Genomic DNA, 17,599 nt, shown 5'->3' on the forward strand with positions numbered 1-17,599 from the left:
TTTTTACTAAAATGGTCTTACCACCATCATAATAGCGATGATTATAAATAATATCGTTGGAATTTCATTATAAGCTCTAAAGAATTTCCCACTTTTTTTGCAAGTATCATTTTGAAGTTGTTTTAAATAATAATAATTTTGCAAATGATAAATAATTAAAAGCAAAGCACAGGTTAATTTAGCATGCATAAATCCTGATCCAACCATTAAAGCTTTATTAGCATGAAGCATTAAACTACCACTTATTAAAGTTACAATCATAGCAGGTGTTTGGATATAAAAATACAATTTTCTTTCTTGAATTTTTACCACTTCCACAAAGCCTTTATTGTCTTTATGTTCTGTATGATATACAAAAAGTCTTGGTAAATAAAACAATCCAGCCATCCAAGAAACAAAAGCTAAATAATGCACCATTTTAATCCATAAATACCAGTCAGTTAAAAAATCTAACATTTTTCTCCTTTTTTATTAAAAATTTCTTTTATTAAAATCAAAGCTACGCTAATGTTTATCATCACATCAGCTAAATTAAACACAGCAAATTCAAACCACTTATGCCAAAATACAAAATCCACCACACCTATATGCACAAATCGATCAAGTAAATTTGAACACCCAGCAGATAGCATAATAGCAAAAGCGATCAAATGTGTTCTAAAAAATTCTTTTTGATAAAGCAAATACACAAACAAAGCCAAAATAAAAACAAGTTGTATGTATTTTAAATACTCTCCTAAAAATGCAAACATTGAAAAGGCTACACCGGTATTATAGGTTAAAACTAAATCAAAAAATTCACCCTTATACTCAAGCCCTTGCAAAAACAAATACTTACTTACTTGATCTAGTATAAAAACTAAAGCAAAAACAAGCCAAAATTTTAAAGATAAAATTTTAAGCATTCAATGCTTTCATAAAAAAGCTTTCAACAGCTTTCATTTCTTTTTCTAAAAGCTTAATGTCTTTTGCTTCAAGTAATAAGCGTATTAAATTTTCTGTACCTGAATACCTAAACAAACTAGCAATTCCTTTTTTTTCTAAATCTTTTTTCAATTCTTCTAAGCCTGCAAGCTTGCTTAGGTCTTTTTTTTCTGAAATTTTAAGATTATGCAAAAGCTGTGGGTAAGGTTTAACTTGATTTAAAATTTCACTTGCGCTTTTTGCTTCACTTAGCATTAAAGCACTAAATTGTAAAGCAGCTACCAAACCATCTCCAGTTTTTGCATAGTCACTAAAAATAATATGCCCACTCTGCTCCCCGCCAAAATTTCCACCGCATTCTTTGAGTTTTTCAAGTACATATTTATCGCCTACATTGCAAGTTTCATGTGTGATTTTATGTTTAGTTAAAAACTCTTTTAAAGCACCATTACTCATTATAGTGCTAACTACACTTGATTTTAACTTGCCTTGTTTTTTCAAAAATAAAGCTAAAACACCCAAAAGACTATCTCCATGAGCTACTTCGCCTTTTTCATCCACAACAACCAAACGATCCGCATCCCCATCAAAAGCAAAACCCACATCTGCTCTAAATTTCTTTACTTCTAAAGCTAAATTTAAAGGATGTAAAGCCCCGCAATTTTCATTGATATTTAAACCATTTGGCTTATCATTGATCACAATCACATCTGCACCTAGTTCTTTAAAAACCGTAGGTGCTACCTTATAAGAAGCTCCATGAGCCACATCTAACACAACGCGTAAAGACTTTAAAGTCAGCTCTTTAGGAAAAGAATTTTTTATAGAAACAATATATCTTCCTATCACATCATCAATTCTTTTTGCCTGACCAATTTGTGATTTTGTTGTTCTTGCTTCTTCTATGAGTTTATCGTTAAAATAAATTTCTTCTATTTTTGCTTCTGCTTGCTCATCAAGTTTATTTCCATGGGCATCAAAAAATTTAATACCATTATCATAGTAAGGATTATGCGAAGCTGATATCATAATCCCTGCATCACAACGCATATCTTCAGTTAAAAACGCAATAGCAGGTGTTGGCATAGGACCTATTTCTATAACATTATAACCTATAGAAGTAAGCCCTGAAACGATAGCATTTTCTATCATATAACCGCTTCTTCTTGTATCTTTTCCTACTAAGATATTGTTTGTAAGAGCTTTGTCTTTAAAATAAATTCCAGCAGCCATAGCCAAACGCATGGCTAAAAATGAATCCAAAAACTCCCCTGCTTTACCACGTACTCCATCTGTTCCAAAAAGTTTCATTTTTTTACCTTTGATTTTAAATAGTGCAATTATAAGAAAAAAAGTTAAGTAATGTATAAATGTGAGAATTTTATAAGCATTAGTTAGTAATAAAAATATATAATTTCTAAAATTTCACTTAAGGAAAATGAATGAAAAAAATCATCGCAGGAGTTGTAGTAGTAGTTTTACTAGCTATAGGGTTTTTTGCCTCAGCTTCTTACATTAACTCTATCAATGGAAAAATATTTGCTCAAATGAGTCAAGATACAGCATATTATAGTGTTGAAGATGCTAACTATATCAAAGGACTTTTAAATTCCAAAGGAAGTTTTATAGCTACACTGAATGACTTACCTTATAGTTTTAAAGTGAATGTGGATTTTTCTAATAATTTTTTTGCAAGTAATAATGCTATCGTTTCTATTTTAAATGAAAATGAAGACTTAAAAGGTATTTTCCCAAATGAAGAAATCTTTAAAATCTTAGTTAGCGCAAAAGGTGGAGACATTAACATCAATGCAAAAATAAATGATATTAATTTTACGCGCAATGATACAAATTTAGTTTTAAATAATACATCTTTTAAGATTACAGGTTCTGAAGAATTTGTAAAAAATATGGAGCTTAATCTAGGTTATATTTTATTAGAACAACTATCTCATGAAGAAAAATTAGAAGCAAAAAATATCAAAATTTCTGAATTTCCTATACAAAAATTAAGTTTTAATGATATTTTTAGTCCTAGTAGAAATAGTGAGCAAAATATAAGCATTGATAGCGTTAATTTTATAAGTTCCATTGCTTTTGACTTTGATAAATTAAAAATTTTTGCAAAAACAGCTCAAAATGCTCAAAATGATTATGATAGTGTTTTAAAACTAGATTTAGCTAAATTTAACCTTGCAAATGAAAACTTTATGTTAAATAACATTAATTTAGATATGAATTTTAATAATCTTTCTAAAAAAGCTTATGATAGTTTAGTGCAAAACTCAAATACTGATATTTTTTCTATGATGCTTTTAGCAAGTCAGTTTTTAAAAGCAAACCCTCAAATCATCTTAAATAATCTAAGCTTTGAAAAAGAAGGTAAAAAATTTGACGCAAATGGACAAACTATTTTCACTGAAAATAATATAAAATCACAATTGCATGCAAACACTGAAATTCTTCCTAGTCAAATTTGGCCTGATTTTGCAAATTTTGATACTTATTTTGTAGATAATAATGGCTCTTATGTGCTTGATTTTATCTATGATGATTCTAATAAAAGTGATGTTACAACTATCATTAATGGTGAAAGACTTACCATAAATCCACAATGACAAATTTAAGTTTAACTTTTCGTCCTAAAACTTTAGATGAGGTTTTAGGACAAGAAAATTTAATAGAAATTTTTAAAAAATTCATACAAGTTTCAAAACTCCCTCATAGTATATTTTTTGGCCCAGCAGGTTGTGGGAAGACTTCTTTTGCAAGAGCTATAGCATATGAGTATAAACTAGACTTTTATGAGTTTGATGGAGGGAATTTTAAACTTGAAGAGCTTAGAAAAATACTAGCTAAATATGAAAATTCTTTATACAAACCTTTGATATTTATTGATGAGGTACATAGGCTTTCAAAAACTCAACAAGAAATGCTTTTAATCCCTTTGGAAAATCAAAAATGCCTTTTCATAGGTGCAAGCACTGAAAACCCTTACTTTACTTTAACTTCAGGCATAAGAAGCAGAAGTATGCTTTTTGAATTTAAAGGTTTAGAGTATAAAGACTTAGAAAAACTTGCCACAAAGGTACAAGAAAAACTCCATTGTAAAATCGACGATGATGCCAAAGACTTTTTAATCACTTCTAGTGCAAATGATGCAAGAAGCTTTTTAAATTTATGTGAGTTTGCTTTGGCTTTAGATAGCACTCATATCACGCTTAAAACTTTGAAAAAATTAAGAGCAAATGTTTTAAGCGATGGCACTTCAAGTAAAGATACACACTATAAACTAGCTAGTTCTATGATAAAAAGCTTAAGAGGAAGTGATATAGATGCGAGTTTGTATTATCTTGCAAGATTAATTGATGGGGGCGAAAGTGCGGATTTCATCGCTAGAAGATTAGTGATATTTGCAAGTGAAGATATCTCAAATGCAAACCCTCAAGCACTTAATCTAGCCACAAGCACACTCATAGCAGTAAAAAACATAGGCTATCCTGAAGCTAGGATCATCTTAGCTCAATGTGTGGTATTTTTAGCAAGTTCGCCTAAGTCAAATTCAAGTTATCTTGCTATAAATGAAGCGCTAAATTATGTGCAAAACAACCCTGCGTTAAAAATACTTCCTTATCTTGACAATAATAATCCTCAAAGAAAAAACTACCTTTATCCGCATGATTTTGGTGGCTGGGTTAAGCAAAGATACCTAGAAAAAGATTTGAAATTTTATCATAGCAAAGGCATAGGTTTTGAAGCACAACTAGACTTGTGGCTAAATGATATGAAAAGAGTTAAAAAGTGATTTTAAGCACAATGTAAAAATATTTTTATATAATTTTCATTTTTTGGTTCCGTAGCTCAGTTGGTAGAGCACCACCTTGACATGGTGGTGGTCGTTGGTTCAAGTCCAATCGGAGCCACCATTTTTTATTACATATACTTTAATAAATTCGTAAATTCCTGAATTTCTTTTTCTTGATCTAAGATGATTTTTTTCGCTATATCAGTGATAGTTTTGTCTTTAGAGTAAAATAAAATTTGTTTTGAAGCATCTACTGCACCTTGATGATGTGCTATCATCGCTTCTAAAAAGTCTTTATTGATGTTCTTGCTTTCTTTAACCGAACTCATTAAAATCATCATTTTTTGCATTAACTCTTTTTCTTCTTGGACAAATTTTTTATAAGTTTCTTCATCAATTTGAGTTTTTGTATAAAGATTTTTATCTAGAATTTCTTGAAATTCTTGGATTTCCTTTTCTTGAGCTTTGATGATATTTTGAGCGATTTTTTTCATCTCTTCACTTTTAGTATGTTCTAGTAAAAGTTTAGATGAATCAATAGCACCTTGATGATGTGGAATCATATTAGCTAAAAAATCTCTTTCTATGTCATTGCTTTGTACTAAAGGATTTTTCATCATAGGTTCATGCATACTCATCATGATTTGTGATGAAATACTTCCAGAAACTCCATGATGAGCATGGTGAGAATTTGCAGCAAATAAAGCACTTGCTAAAACTAAACTTGAAACTATAGTTTTTATTTTCATTTTTTTCCTTAAACTTTTAATTTAAAATCAAAAATATATAAAAATATCACAAACTAAAATTAACAAAAAAATTCAATTTTTTTTTGTTATAATTTATTTAAAAATACACAAGGATGGAAAATGCTTAGAGAACTACTTGAGATAAAAAAAGAAATGGAACCTATAATTCATGATTGTTCAGTAAAAATTCAAGTAGCCGCAAGAGAAGTAATCGTAAGAAAAAGAGAATATGAAATTTATGGGCCTATGATAGATAGAGTATATCTTGATAATGCCATTTATATTAAAATTTTTGGTAGTGGGCGTGATACAAAAAGCACTAAAGTAGATATTAAAAATGGTCTTTATATGGTGTATGTAGCTCCTGATAAACCAACTAATCAAGAAATCATGAATAAACTAAAAATCGCATTTGAAAGTATAGATAATAAATTCATTTCAAGAATTTTAGAACTCAATAGAAGAATGAAAGAAGTGATCAATAAAACCCAAGCAACTTTAGCAAAAGCATCAAATATGAATGTTTTAATAGAAACTAATCTAGGCGAAGCAAGCGCAGCACATAAGTTTGTAATAACTATCAAATACCTAAAAGATAATCAAAAATTAGAATTAAAAAATTCAAAATCTGCAGGTAGCTTTAGAGATACAAAAAACCACATCAACCTAGTAGTAGAAAAAAGCACTGATTCAGCAGTATGTGAAAAACTTTTACATGATGTTGAAATTTATTTCATAGGTAGTGGAAAATAAAATCACTTTTTTACTCTCAAATTTGCTAAATGCGTTAAGGCCACTGCAATAGCATCAGTAATATCAAGTGGCTTGATATCTTTTGAAATTCCAAGCAATCTTTTCACCATAAAAGCTACTTGCTCTTTAGTAGCTTTTGCTTTACCTGTTACCGTTTTTTTCACTTGTAAAGGCGTGTATTCTACAAATTCTCCATGAGTTTGTAAGATTTTTAAACTCAAAGCTCCACGAAATTGAGCTAATTTTAAAACCGTTTTTGGATTATAAGCAAAAAATATATCTTCTATAGCTACCTCATCAAATTGATGATTTTTAAAGATTAGATCAAGCCCTTCACATAATTCTGTGATTTGATACTGCAAATCATTAGGTTTGATTTTGATAAGCCCTGCTTCTATGAGTTGATTTTTATTATTAATCCTTTCTACAATAGCATATCCACAATACCTAGAACCAGGATCTATCCCTAAAACTTTCAAACTTTTCACCTTTTTATTCACATAGATGTGAAATTTAAATTTTTATGTGAATAATTTTAACCATTTTTTATAAAAAATAAGCTAGAATTTTAAGTTTTACATCATAATTTATAAGAAAAATAATGAATATAAAAGATTTTTTACTTGAATTTAAAACTGAAATTAGCAATAACGAATACAATACTTACATTTCTCACTTACAATTTAGTGAAAAGTTAAGTAAAAATAATATCTTAGTATTTATCGCACCAAATCATTTTTTAGCTAAATTTATACAAACAAAATACGCACAAAAACTAGCTTATTTTTATGAAGTAAAAACAGGAATTAACCCTCAAATTAAAATCATCACAAATGATCAAAAGGTAGAGAAAAAACATTTTTCTACAGATATTTCACAGATTAAATTTCAAAGCACTATTTTAAATCCTTCTTTTACTTTTGAAAGCTTTGTTGTAGGGGATTCTAATCAATTTGCCTATGCGACCTGCAAAGCCATTACCGATAAAAGCAAACTTGGAAAATTATACAATCCTATCTTTATCTATGGCCCTACAGGACTTGGAAAAACTCACTTGCTTCAAGCCGTAGGAAATGTGTGTTTGGATAATGGATATAAGGTTATTTATGCTACAAGTGATAATTTTATCAATGATTTTACCATGCATTTAAATAATAAAACCATGAGTAAATTTCATGAAAAATACAAAAATTGCGATGTTTTACTCATTGATGATGTGCAGTTTTTAGGTAAAACAGATAAAATTCAAGAAGAATTTTTCTTTACTTTTAATGAAATCAAAGAAAAATTCGGACAAATCATTATGACAAGTGATAATCCTCCAAATATGTTAAAAGGCATAACAGAACGCTTAAAAAGTCGCTTTGCAAATGGGATCATCGCAGATATCACTCCACCTCAGCTTGATACAAAAATCGCAATTATTAAGAAAAAATGCGAATTTAATGCTATTTATCTCAAGTCTGAAGTCATAAGTTACATCGCTACTTCAATGGGGGATAATATCCGAGAAATAGAAGGAATGATTACAAATTTAAATGCTCAAGCAAGACTTTTTAACCAAGAAATCACTTTAGAAGTCGTTAAAAGCTTTATGAAAGACCACATCAAAGAAACAAAAGAAAATATCAGTGTTGAAGATATACTTGCTGATGTTTCAAAAAGCTATAATCTTAAGCCAAATGATATAAAATCAAACAAAAAAACACAAAATATCGTTATGGCAAGAAGGGTTGTGATATATTTAGCAAGAGAACTTACAACTATGTCTATGCCTCAACTTGCTAGATTTTTTAATATGAAAGATCACACCGCCATTTCACATAATATTAAAAAAATTCAAGAACTAATGAGTGAAAATGAAAATTTAAAAGCCATAGTAGAAGAATTAAGAAATAAAATTTTGACAAAAATAAAAAGCACCCTGTGAATAAAAGTGAAAAACAAAAAATTTTATTCTACGAGTAAAATTTCTATAAAAAAAGACTTTTAAAAAGCATTTCACATTTTCACATTGCTTATTATTATGATAAAATAAATTTAAAAAACAAAGGAAGTAAAAATGAAAATTAGCATTAATAAAAACACTCTAGAATCTGCCATAGTTTTAACTAACTCTTATGTAGATAAAAAAGACTCAAGCAACATCGCTTCTCACTTACTTTTTGAAGTAGTTGAAGATAAACTAATCATAAGAGCAAGTGATTATGAAATAGGTATTAATTATAAAATCAAAAAAATCAAAGTTGAAAGTGCAGGTTTTGCAACTGCTAATGCTAAAAGTATTTTAGATATTATTAAAAGTTTAAATAACGAAGATGTAGTTTTAGAAACCATAGAAAATTTCCTTTTTATTAGACAAAAAGGAACTAAATATAAACTTCCTATGTTTAATTATGAAGATTTTCCAAATTTTCCAAACACTGAAGGAAAAGATAAATTCGATATTGATTCAAGTGATTTAAGTAGATCTTTGAAAAAAATCCTACCTGCAGTTGATACAAATAATCCAAAGTATTCTTTAAATGGTGCTTTACTTGACATAAAAACTACTCACATCAGCTTTGTAGGAACAGATACAAAACGCTTAGCAGTTTTTACACTAAATAAAACAAATGAAAAAGAATTTAATCTTTGCATTCCTAAAAAAGCTATTTTAGAAATGCAAAAAATCTTTTTTGAAAAAATTGAAATTTATTATGATGAAAATATATTGATTGCAAAAAATGATAATTTTGAGTTTTTTACAAAACTTATTAATGATAAATTCCCTGATTATGAAAGAGTAATTCCAAAAAATATCACAAAAGAATTTATTTTTAAAACTGAGGAATTTATGGATGCATTGAAAAAAATCAATGTAATCACTGAAAAAATGAAATTAAATTTCCATAAAGATAAACTTGTATTTGAAGGTATTAGTTTAGATAATATGGAAGCAAAAACTGAACTTGAAATGGAACTTAATATAGATGAGGAATTTAATCTTTGTATAAAAAATAAATTCATCACTGACTTTTTAAATTCTATTGAAAGTGAAACATTTAAACTTAGCATAAATGAACCTCATATGGCATTTTTAGTTTCAAGTGAAGAATTACAAACTGTAATTATGCCAGTTATTTTATAAGGAAAATAAATGCAAGAAAATCAAAATTACGGCGCAGGAAATATTAAAGTTTTAAAAGGCTTAGAAGCTGTTAGAAAACGCCCTGGTATGTATATAGGTGATACCAACATAGGCGGTCTTCATCATATGATTTATGAAGTAGTGGATAATTCTATCGATGAAGCTATGGCAGGTTTTTGTGATACGATTAATGTAGAAATTACCACAGAAGGTTCTTGTATAGTAAGTGATAATGGTAGAGGGATCCCAGTTGGAATTCACCCTACTGAAAATATCCCTACTTTAACTGTAGTTTTAACCGTGCTTCATGCAGGTGGAAAATTTGATAAAGATACTTATAAAGTTTCAGGTGGTTTACACGGGGTTGGTGTGAGCGTTGTAAATGCTTTATCAAAAAAATTAGTTGCTACAGTGCATAGAGATGGAGAAATTTACAGACAAGAATTTTCAGAAGGTAAAGTCACAAGTAATTTTGAAACCATAGGTAAAAGTAAAAAAACAGGAACAATCATAGAATTTTGGCCAGATGATCAAATTTTTGAAGTGACTGATTTTGATTATGAAATTTTAGCTAAAAGATTTCGTGAACTTGCATATTTAAATCCAAAAATTACTATAAATTTTAAAGATAATCGCGTAGGAAAAGCAGAAAGTTTTCATTTTGAAGGTGGTATAAGTCAGTTTGTTACAGATTTAAATAAAAAACAAGCTCTAACTAAGGCTATATTTTTCAATGTAGATGAAGAAGATGTAAATGTCGAAGTAGCATTGCTTTATAATGATAGTTATAGTGAAAATTTACTTTCCTTTGTAAATAATATTAAAACTCCAGATGGTGGAACGCACGAAGCAGGTTTTAGAATGGGTTTAACTCGTGTTATAAGTAATTATATTGAAGCTAATGCTAGTGCTAGAGAGAAAGATTCTAAAATCACAGGTGATGATGTAAGAGAAGGTTTAATAGCAGTTGTAAGTGTTAAAGTACCTGAACCGCAATTTGAAGGACAAACTAAAGGAAAATTAGGTTCAAGCTATGTTAGACCTATAGTTTCTAAAGCTTCTTTTGAGTATTTAACAAAATACTTTGAAGAAAATCCTATCGAAGCAAAAGCTATTATGAATAAAGCTTTAATGGCAGCTCGTGGTAGAGAAGCAGCTAAAAAAGCTAGAGAATTAACAAGAAAAAAAGAAAGTTCAAGTGTAGGGACTTTACCAGGAAAATTAGCTGATTGTCAAAGTAAAGATCCAAGTGAAAGTGAAATTTATTTAGTTGAGGGTGATAGTGCGGGAGGTTCTGCAAAACAAGGTAGAGAAAGAACTTTCCAAGCGATTTTACCTTTAAGAGGTAAAATACTCAATGTTGAAAAAGCAAGACTAGATAAAATTTTAAAAAGTGAGCAAATTCAAAATATGATCACAGCTTTTGGTTGTGGAATCGGTGATGAGTTTGATATAGAAAAATTAAGATATCATAAAATCATCATCATGACCGATGCTGATGTGGATGGTTCTCACATACAAACTTTGCTTTTGACATTTTTCTTCCGCTTTATGAATGATCTTGTAACAAATGGACATATTTATTTAGCTCAACCACCTTTATATCGCTATAAAAAAGGTCAGAAAAAAGAAATTTATCTAAAAGATGAAAAAGCTTTAAATGATTATTTGATCGAAACAGGTATAGAGAGTTCTACTTATGAGGGTATAGGATTAAATGATTTAAAAGATTTTTTAAAAATCGTTGCAGCTTATAGAAGTGTTTTAAAAGAATTAGAAAAAAGATTTAATGTAATTTCAGTGATTAGATATTTGATAGAAAATCCTGATTTAATAAAAGCTTCTAATGAAGAATTATTTAAAGTTATAAAAGAATTTTTAGAAAAACAAAATCACAATATCTTAAATTCATATATCAATGAAAATGAAATTCGTGTCTATGTGCAAACTGAAAATGGTTTAGAAGAGCTTATCATCAATGATGATTTATTTGCTAATCCTTTATATGAAGAAGCAAATTATATTTATCAAAAAATTAAAGATAGAGATTTAAAATTTGATAAAGATATTTTAGAAATTTTAGATGAAGTTGAAAAAAATGCTAAAAAAGGTGCTTATATACAACGCTATAAAGGTCTTGGTGAGATGAATCCTGAACAACTTTGGGAAACAACTATGGATCCAAGTAATCGTCGTTTGTTAAAGATTACCATAGAAGATGCTCAAAGAGCAAATGATACTTTTAACCTTTTCATGGGCGATGATGTAGAACCACGCCGTGAGTATATACAAGCTCATGCTAAAGATGTTAAGCATTTGGATGTTTAATCTTTAAATGATTTTTTTAATTGGAGGGCAAGGTCATAGTGGTAAGACCTTGCTTGCTCAAAAACTTCTTGAAAAATTTTCTTATCCTTATTTGAGTTTAGATCATCTAAAAATGGGTTTGATTAAAGGAATGAAAAATTTTCCTTTTAAAGTAGATGAGGATGAAAAAATAGCTGAGTTTTTATTTCCTATTGTAGATGGTATAATTCAAACTTGTATAGAAAATAAACAAAATTTAATCATTGAAGGAATTTATCTTATTCCAAAAAAGCTACAAAAATTTCAAAATCATTGTGATGTTAAAATACTTTATATCGTTTTTTCAAAAGAATATATTTTACAAAATTATGCATTAATCTATCAAAATGAAAATATTATAGAAAAGCGTTTATTTAGTGAAAAAGAAGAAATAAACACTCTTATTTTAAATCATCAAAAACTTAAAACTCAATGTGAAAATTTAAATCTTCCTTTCATAGAAATTCAAAAAGACTATGAAGCTGAATTAAAAAATGCAATAGAATTTTTTGCCTAAAAGTAAGTAAATAGTTATATAATATCTAAAAAATTATAAGGATTAAAATGCATTTTACTCAGCAGCAATTGCAACGATTAATGCTTCATTACGCAGGGAAAATAGCTAAAGATAGAAAAGAGCAAAAAATAAAATTAAATTACAATGAAGCTTTAGCTTATATATGTTATGAATTAATGGAACTTGCAAGGAAAAATTTAAGTGTAAGTGAATTGATGAGCATAGGAAAAACTTTACTTACAAGTGAAGATGTGATTGATGGTGTTGCAAGTATGCTTGATGAAATTCAAATAGAACTTCCTTTTGAAGATGGCACAAAATTAGTTACTATACATGAACCTATAGCAAATGATGATAAAATAAAAGCTGGAGAGATATTTTTATCATCAGAATTTATTGTGCTTAATGAAAATAAAACTTCTATAGAAATCAAAGTAAGCAATAAAGGTGATCGTCCCATACAAGTTGGCTCGCATTTTCATTTCTTTGAAGTTAATCGCTTTTTATCTTTTGATAGAGAAAAAGCTTATGGAAAAAGGTTAAATATCGCTTCAGGAACAAGTGTGAGATTTGAGCCAGGTGAAGAAAAAACAGTAAGTTTAATAGAATTTGGTGGTTTAAAAAAGGTTTTAGGTTTTAATAATCTTTGTGATGATTTTATCAATGATGAAAATAAAACTAAAGCTTTATCAAAAGCAAAAGAGAAAGGATTTCTTTGATTAAGATTAGCAAAAAAGACTATGTAAATATGTATGGTCCAACAACTAATGATAGAGTAAGATTAGCAGATACAGATTTAATTTTAAGAGTAGAAAAAGATTATACTTTATATGGCGAAGAAGTTAAATTTGGTGGTGGTAAAAATATCAGAGATGGTATGGCTCAAAGTGTGAGCGAGGGAGACTTTCCGGATTTAGTTTTAACTAATGCTTTGATCGTTGATTATACCGGTATTTATAAAGCAGATATTGGGATAAAAAATGGCTATATAGTAGGTATAGGAAAAGCAGGTAATCCTGATATACAAGATGGAGTTGATCCTAGCTTAATTATAGGCACAAATACAGATATTATTGGTGCAGAAGGTTTAATAGTAACTGCAGGTGGTATTGATACTCATATACATTTTATTTCCCCAACTCAAATTGAATGTGCCTTATATAGTGGTGTTACTACTATGATAGGAGGTGGTATAGGACCAAGTGAGGGAACAAATGCTACAACTTGCACAAGTGGGGCTTATCATATACATTCTATGTTAAAAGCTACGCAAAATTATCCTATGAATTTTGGCTTTTTAGGTAAAGGAAATTCAAGTAATAAAAATGCTTTAAAAGAGCAAATTATAGCTGGTGCATGTGGATTAAAAATTCATGAAGATTGGGGTGCTACTTCTAGTGTGATTGATGCTAGTTTAAATATAGCTGATGAAATGGATATACAAGTAGCTATTCATACAGATACTTTAAATGAAGCAGGTTTTGTAGAAGATACGATTAAAGCTATTAATGGTAGAGTTATCCATACTTTTCACACTGAAGGTGCAGGTGGTGGCCATGCTCCTGATATTATTAAAATGGCAGGTTTTGAAAATGTTTTACCTGCAAGTACTAATCCTACTATGCCTTTTACTAAAAATACCATTGATGAACATTTAGATATGCTTATGGTTTGTCATCATTTAGATAATAAAATCAAAGAAGATGTTGAATTTGCAGATAGTAGAATTCGTCCTGAAACTATAGCAGCAGAAGATAAACTTCATGATATGGGTGTTTTTAGCATTATGAGTAGTGATTCTCAAGCTATGGGACGTGTAGGTGAGGTGATTTTAAGAACATGGCAGAGTGCTGATAAATGTAAAAAAGAATTTGGTGCCTTGAAAGAAGATAATGATTTAGATGATAATTTCCGTATTAAACGCTATATAGCAAAATACACTATAAATCCTGCTATTGCACATGGGATTGATAGTTATGTTGGTTCTATTGAAGTAGGAAAATTTGCTGATTTAGTGCTTTGGCAACCTAAATTTTTTGGAGTAAAACCAAAGCTTATTTTAAAAGGTGGCTTGATAGTAGGTGCAAAAATAGGCGATGCTAATGCTTCTATCCCAACACCTGAGCCTATTATCTATGAAAAAATGTTTGGAGCAAATTTAAATGAAAATGCTTTACATTTTGTTTCTAAAGTTTCTTTAGAAGCTAATATGCCTGAAAAATTAAGCTTAAAAAGAAAATGTGTTGCAGTAAAAAATTGTAGAAATATTACTAAAAAAGACTTGAAATTTAATGATAAAGTTCAAGATATAGAAGTAAATCCACAAACTTATGAAGTAAAAATAAATGGTGAGCTTATTAGCTCTAAGAGTGTTGATTCTTTAGCTTTAGCTAGAAAATATTTTATGATTTGATGATTTTACTTCAAAATAAAATAACGCATTATGATTTAAATAAAGAATGCGATTTTTTAGAGCTTAGTTGGTTTGATACTTTTAAAAAGATATTAAGAACAACGACTTTAAAAGGACTAGATGTCGCTATAAAAATGCCTGATAATAAAGGTTTAAATCATAATGATTGTTTATATGATGAGGATTTTTTGATTTTAGTGAAAATCAAACCTGAAAAGGTTTTAAAAATTCACATAGAAAATGAATACAACCTTGCTTTAATAAGTTATCAAGTGGGTAATATGCATTTAAATTTATTTTATAAAGATCATAAACTTCTTACTTTAGAACAAAACTCTATTATAAGGTTTTTAGAAAAATTTAATATAAAATACGAAAAATGTGAGGAAATTTTAGAGCCAAAATATATGCTTGATATGCCAAGTTTTATCCAAGTTGATCCAAATTTTAAACTTATTAAAGAATAAAGATGAATAAATTAAATTTTTTACTTTTACAAATTAGTGATTCTTCTTTTCCTATAGGAGCTTTTTCACATTCTTTTGGTTTAGAATCTTATGTGAATTTTGCTTATATAAAAAATATAGAAGATGCTAAAAAAGTTTTAAAAACTCAGCTTTATTCTAATATTTTGTATTTTGAACTTTTAGCTTTGAAAATAGCTTATGAAAATGCAAATGATGTAAAAAATTTACTAGTCTTTCAAAGAAAATTTTTATCAAGTATAGTTGTAAAAGAACAAAGTCAAGCTTATGTTTTTTTAGCTAAACGCTTTGTAAAAAATGTCAATCTTTATGGATTATCAAATCCTTTATTAAATCAATACATTAAAGAAAATCAAACTCCTATTTATCCTTTTGTGTATGCTTTATTTTGTAAAGATAATGAGCTTGATTTTATGTATGAAAGTTTTTTATTTGCTTTAATGAGTAATTTTATTAATATTCTTGTGAAAATTGTGCCTTTATCGCAAAATGAAGGGCAGATTTTACTTTTTCAACTACAGCAAGATTTTCAAAAGGTTCTTTCTAAATTACAAAATTTAACTTTAAAAGATTGGTGTGAAAATCACAATATCTTAAATGATTATTTGGGTATAAAACACCAAAATTTAGCATTTAAAATTTATATTTCTTAAAAGGGTTATAATGGTTAAAATAGGCATAGGTGGTCCTGTAGGTAGTGGTAAAACAGCTTTAGTATTAAATTTATGTCAAGCTTTAAAAGATGAGCTTTCTTTGGCTGTGATTACAAATGATATTTATACAAATGAAGATGCAAATTTTTTAATCAAACAAGGCATTCTTGAAAAAGAAAGAATCATAGGAGTACAAACTGGAGGCTGTCCTCATACAGCCATTAGAGAAGATGCTTCTTGTAATCTTGAAGCTGTTGAACTTTTACAAGAGCGTTTTAGTGATTTAGATCTTATTTTTATAGAAAGTGGCGGAGATAATTTATCGATGACTTTTTCACCTGAACTTGTGGATTTTTTTATCTTTGTTATAGATGTTGCCCAAGGAGAAAAAATTCCACGCAAAGGTGGTCCTGCTATTTGTAGATCTGATTTAATGATTATCAATAAAATAGACTTAGCTCCTTATGTGAATGCTTCTTTAAAAATCATGCAAGAAGATACTTTAAAAATGCGTGGAGATAGACCTTTTATCATGAGTAATCTTCAAACTAAAGAAGGTTTAGATGAAATCATTATTTGGATTAAAAAATACACACTTTTAAAGGATTGATTTGTTTGCTCAAAAGAGTGTTTTTCAACTTACATTAGATACTATCAATGAAAAAACTATCATAAAAAATTCTTTTTTCACACCTCCTTTTAAGCTTATGAGGAATTTTTATGATAAAAAATTAACTAGTATATATGTTTTAAATTCTAGTGCTGGAATTTTCAAAGAGGATCATTTAAGTTTTGAAATCATATGTAAGAAAAGTACAAACACCGCTATACTCACACAAAGTTATGAAAAGGTATATGATACTAAAGATTCTTTTGCAAGTAAAAATATTGATTTTACTCTTGAAGAAAATGCAAGCTTTTTTTATATGCCAAAGCCACTTTTGCTTCAAGAAAATGCAAATTTTATACAAAATACAAAGATCAATCTAGCTTCTTTTTCAAGATTAGTTTATGTTGATTTTGTTATTTTTGGTAGAGTGGCTATGGATGAAAAATTTGCTTTTAAAAATTATGAGAGTTTAACTCAAATTTATAGAAATGATACTTTAATTTTAAATGATAAAATTAAAATCAATCCTTCCTATATGAAAGAAAATGAATTAAATTTTTTTGCAAATCATACGCATTATTTGAGTATTTATCTTTTTGGATACGATGAGTTTTATGAAGAATTAAAAGCTTCATTTGACGATATAAATCAACTTTTTTATGAGGGTTTGTGTATAAAAATTCTTAGTAATGAAAGTGAAAAATTACTTTTACTTCAAGATAAGCTTTTTAAATTTTGTCAAAATAAAATATAAAATATTGTGGTATTATAAAGTTTTAAAAAAACTAAGGATTATAAATGCGATATGGTGAAAAAGAAATCAAAGAATTTAGTGTAGAAAATATGGAAGTTTGGCCAAATGATGCAAAAAATGATTATGTGATTAAAATCACTTTACCTGAATTTATGTGTTGTTGTCCGCGTAGCGGGTATCCTGATTTTGCTACAATTTACTTAGAATACATTCCAAATAAATTAGTAGTAGAACTTAAAGCAATCAAACTTTATATCAATACCTTTATGTATAGAAATGTTTCGCATGAAGCAAGTATTAATGAAATTTATAATACTTTAAAAGAAAAACTTGATCCAAAATGGATAAAAGTAGTAGGCGATTTTAATCCTCGTGGTAATGTGCATACTGTGATTGAGTGTAGATCAGATTTAGTAGTGCCACAAAATTAAATTTTTATTAAAAATAAAAAGATATATTA

The 17,599-nt window shown here is 28.4% G+C and carries 19 protein-coding genes and 1 tRNA gene; 15 read left to right on the forward strand and 5 right to left on the reverse strand.

Annotated elements, in window-relative coordinates:
• Nucleotides 1-6 precede the first annotated feature (6 nt).
• Genes hemJ through glmM form a run of 3 tightly spaced genes read right to left on the reverse strand, consistent with a single transcriptional unit; the run spans nt 7 to nt 2,235 of the window.
• Nucleotides 7-456, reverse strand: a complete 450-nt coding sequence (hemJ, locus tag CAMP5060_RS01980) for a protoporphyrinogen oxidase HemJ (RefSeq protein WP_039619499.1) — start codon at nt 454-456, stop codon at nt 7-9.
• Nucleotides 450-905: a signal peptidase II gene (gene lspA, locus CAMP5060_RS01985; protein ID WP_214100498.1), complete on the reverse strand. Its 456-nt coding sequence runs from the start codon at nt 903-905 to the stop codon at nt 450-452. Before lspA ends, hemJ begins: the two co-directional genes overlap by 7 nt.
• Nucleotides 898-2,235 carry a phosphoglucosamine mutase gene (glmM, locus tag CAMP5060_RS01990; protein ID WP_039629248.1) on the reverse strand — a complete coding sequence of 446 codons (1,338 nt, stop codon included), beginning with the start codon at nt 2,233-2,235 and terminating at the stop codon, nt 898-900. The genes lspA and glmM overlap by 8 nt, the downstream gene beginning before the upstream one ends.
• Nucleotides 2,236-2,366: 131 nt before the next feature.
• Between glmM and CAMP5060_RS01995 the strand changes: the two genes are divergently transcribed.
• The 3 genes from CAMP5060_RS01995 (at nt 2,367) to CAMP5060_RS02005 (ending at nt 4,850) form a co-directional block, all read left to right on the forward strand.
• Nucleotides 2,367-3,542 carry a YdgA family protein gene (locus tag CAMP5060_RS01995; protein WP_261530162.1) on the forward strand — a complete coding sequence of 392 codons (1,176 nt, stop codon included), beginning with the start codon at nt 2,367-2,369 and terminating at the stop codon, nt 3,540-3,542.
• Nucleotides 3,539-4,729 (forward strand): replication-associated recombination protein A, encoded by a 1,191-nt coding sequence (locus CAMP5060_RS02000; RefSeq protein WP_337217817.1) that lies wholly within the window; start codon nt 3,539-3,541, stop codon nt 4,727-4,729. Before CAMP5060_RS01995 ends, CAMP5060_RS02000 begins: the two co-directional genes overlap by 4 nt.
• Nucleotides 4,730-4,774: 45 nt before the next feature.
• A tRNA-Val gene (locus CAMP5060_RS02005) sits at nt 4,775-4,850 on the forward strand.
• Between the two features lie 7 nt (nt 4,851-4,857).
• Here CAMP5060_RS02005 and CAMP5060_RS02010 read toward each other — a convergent pair.
• On the reverse strand, nt 4,858-5,478 hold the full coding sequence (locus tag CAMP5060_RS02010; RefSeq protein ID WP_087699107.1) for a DUF305 domain-containing protein: 621 nt from the start codon (nt 5,476-5,478) through the stop codon (nt 4,858-4,860).
• 120 nt (nt 5,479-5,598) lie between these two features.
• Here CAMP5060_RS02010 and CAMP5060_RS02015 point away from each other — a divergent pair, with 120 nt between their 5' ends.
• Complete coding sequence (locus tag CAMP5060_RS02015; RefSeq protein WP_087699106.1) at nt 5,599-6,231, forward strand: hypothetical protein; 633 nt, start codon at nt 5,599-5,601, stop codon at nt 6,229-6,231.
• A 2-nt stretch (nt 6,232-6,233) separates the two neighbouring features.
• Here CAMP5060_RS02015 and ruvC read toward each other — a convergent pair whose 3' ends face one another.
• Nucleotides 6,234-6,710 carry a crossover junction endodeoxyribonuclease RuvC gene (ruvC, locus tag CAMP5060_RS02020; RefSeq protein ID WP_337217818.1) on the reverse strand — a complete coding sequence of 159 codons (477 nt, stop codon included), beginning with the start codon at nt 6,708-6,710 and terminating at the stop codon, nt 6,234-6,236.
• A 122-nt stretch (nt 6,711-6,832) separates the two neighbouring features.
• Between ruvC and dnaA the strand changes: the two genes are divergently transcribed.
• From dnaA to queF, 11 genes are all read left to right on the forward strand, one after another.
• Nucleotides 6,833-8,161, forward strand: coding sequence for a chromosomal replication initiator protein DnaA (gene dnaA, locus CAMP5060_RS02025; protein ID WP_214125671.1), 1,329 nt, complete (start codon nt 6,833-6,835; stop codon nt 8,159-8,161).
• A gap of 132 nt (nt 8,162-8,293) precedes the next feature.
• Nucleotides 8,294-9,361, forward strand: coding sequence for a DNA polymerase III subunit beta (gene dnaN, locus CAMP5060_RS02030; RefSeq protein ID WP_214100502.1), 1,068 nt, complete (start codon nt 8,294-8,296; stop codon nt 9,359-9,361).
• Nucleotides 9,362-9,370: 9 nt separating this feature from the next.
• Nucleotides 9,371-11,689 carry a DNA topoisomerase (ATP-hydrolyzing) subunit B gene (gene gyrB / locus CAMP5060_RS02035; RefSeq protein ID WP_115644741.1) on the forward strand — a complete coding sequence of 773 codons (2,319 nt, stop codon included), beginning with the start codon at nt 9,371-9,373 and terminating at the stop codon, nt 11,687-11,689.
• Nucleotides 11,690-11,696: 7 nt separating this feature from the next.
• Nucleotides 11,697-12,224, forward strand: a complete 528-nt coding sequence (locus tag CAMP5060_RS02040; protein ID WP_337217819.1) for a zeta toxin family protein — start codon at nt 11,697-11,699, stop codon at nt 12,222-12,224.
• A gap of 47 nt (nt 12,225-12,271) precedes the next feature.
• Nucleotides 12,272-12,943 (forward strand): urease subunit beta, encoded by a 672-nt coding sequence (gene ureB, locus CAMP5060_RS02045; RefSeq protein ID WP_039617037.1) that lies wholly within the window; start codon nt 12,272-12,274, stop codon nt 12,941-12,943.
• Nucleotides 12,940-14,637, forward strand: coding sequence for an urease subunit alpha (gene ureC / locus CAMP5060_RS02050; protein WP_214136400.1), 1,698 nt, complete (start codon nt 12,940-12,942; stop codon nt 14,635-14,637). Before ureB ends, ureC begins: the two co-directional genes overlap by 4 nt.
• The gene (locus CAMP5060_RS02055; RefSeq protein WP_052243344.1) at nt 14,637-15,104 is read left to right on the forward strand and encodes an urease accessory protein UreE; all 468 of its coding nucleotides are present in this window, start codon (nt 14,637-14,639) and stop codon (nt 15,102-15,104) included. Before ureC ends, CAMP5060_RS02055 begins: the two co-directional genes overlap by 1 nt.
• A 2-nt stretch (nt 15,105-15,106) precedes the next feature.
• Nucleotides 15,107-15,775 (forward strand): urease accessory protein UreF, encoded by a 669-nt coding sequence (locus CAMP5060_RS02060; RefSeq protein ID WP_087699102.1) that lies wholly within the window; start codon nt 15,107-15,109, stop codon nt 15,773-15,775.
• Between the two features lie 10 nt (nt 15,776-15,785).
• Nucleotides 15,786-16,385 carry an urease accessory protein UreG gene (gene ureG, locus CAMP5060_RS02065; protein ID WP_337217820.1) on the forward strand — a complete coding sequence of 200 codons (600 nt, stop codon included), beginning with the start codon at nt 15,786-15,788 and terminating at the stop codon, nt 16,383-16,385.
• Nucleotide 16,386: 1 nt separating this feature from the next.
• Complete coding sequence (locus tag CAMP5060_RS02070; RefSeq protein ID WP_337217821.1) at nt 16,387-17,139, forward strand: urease accessory protein UreD; 753 nt, start codon at nt 16,387-16,389, stop codon at nt 17,137-17,139.
• 44 nt (nt 17,140-17,183) lie between these two features.
• Nucleotides 17,184-17,570 carry a preQ(1) synthase gene (queF, locus tag CAMP5060_RS02075; RefSeq protein WP_039617048.1) on the forward strand — a complete coding sequence of 129 codons (387 nt, stop codon included), beginning with the start codon at nt 17,184-17,186 and terminating at the stop codon, nt 17,568-17,570.
• Nucleotides 17,571-17,599 lie beyond the last annotated feature (29 nt).

This window comes from Campylobacter sp. 1569, from assembly GCF_024723675.1.
Lineage (GTDB): Bacteria > Campylobacterota > Campylobacteria > Campylobacterales > Campylobacteraceae > Campylobacter_D > Campylobacter_D jejuni_C.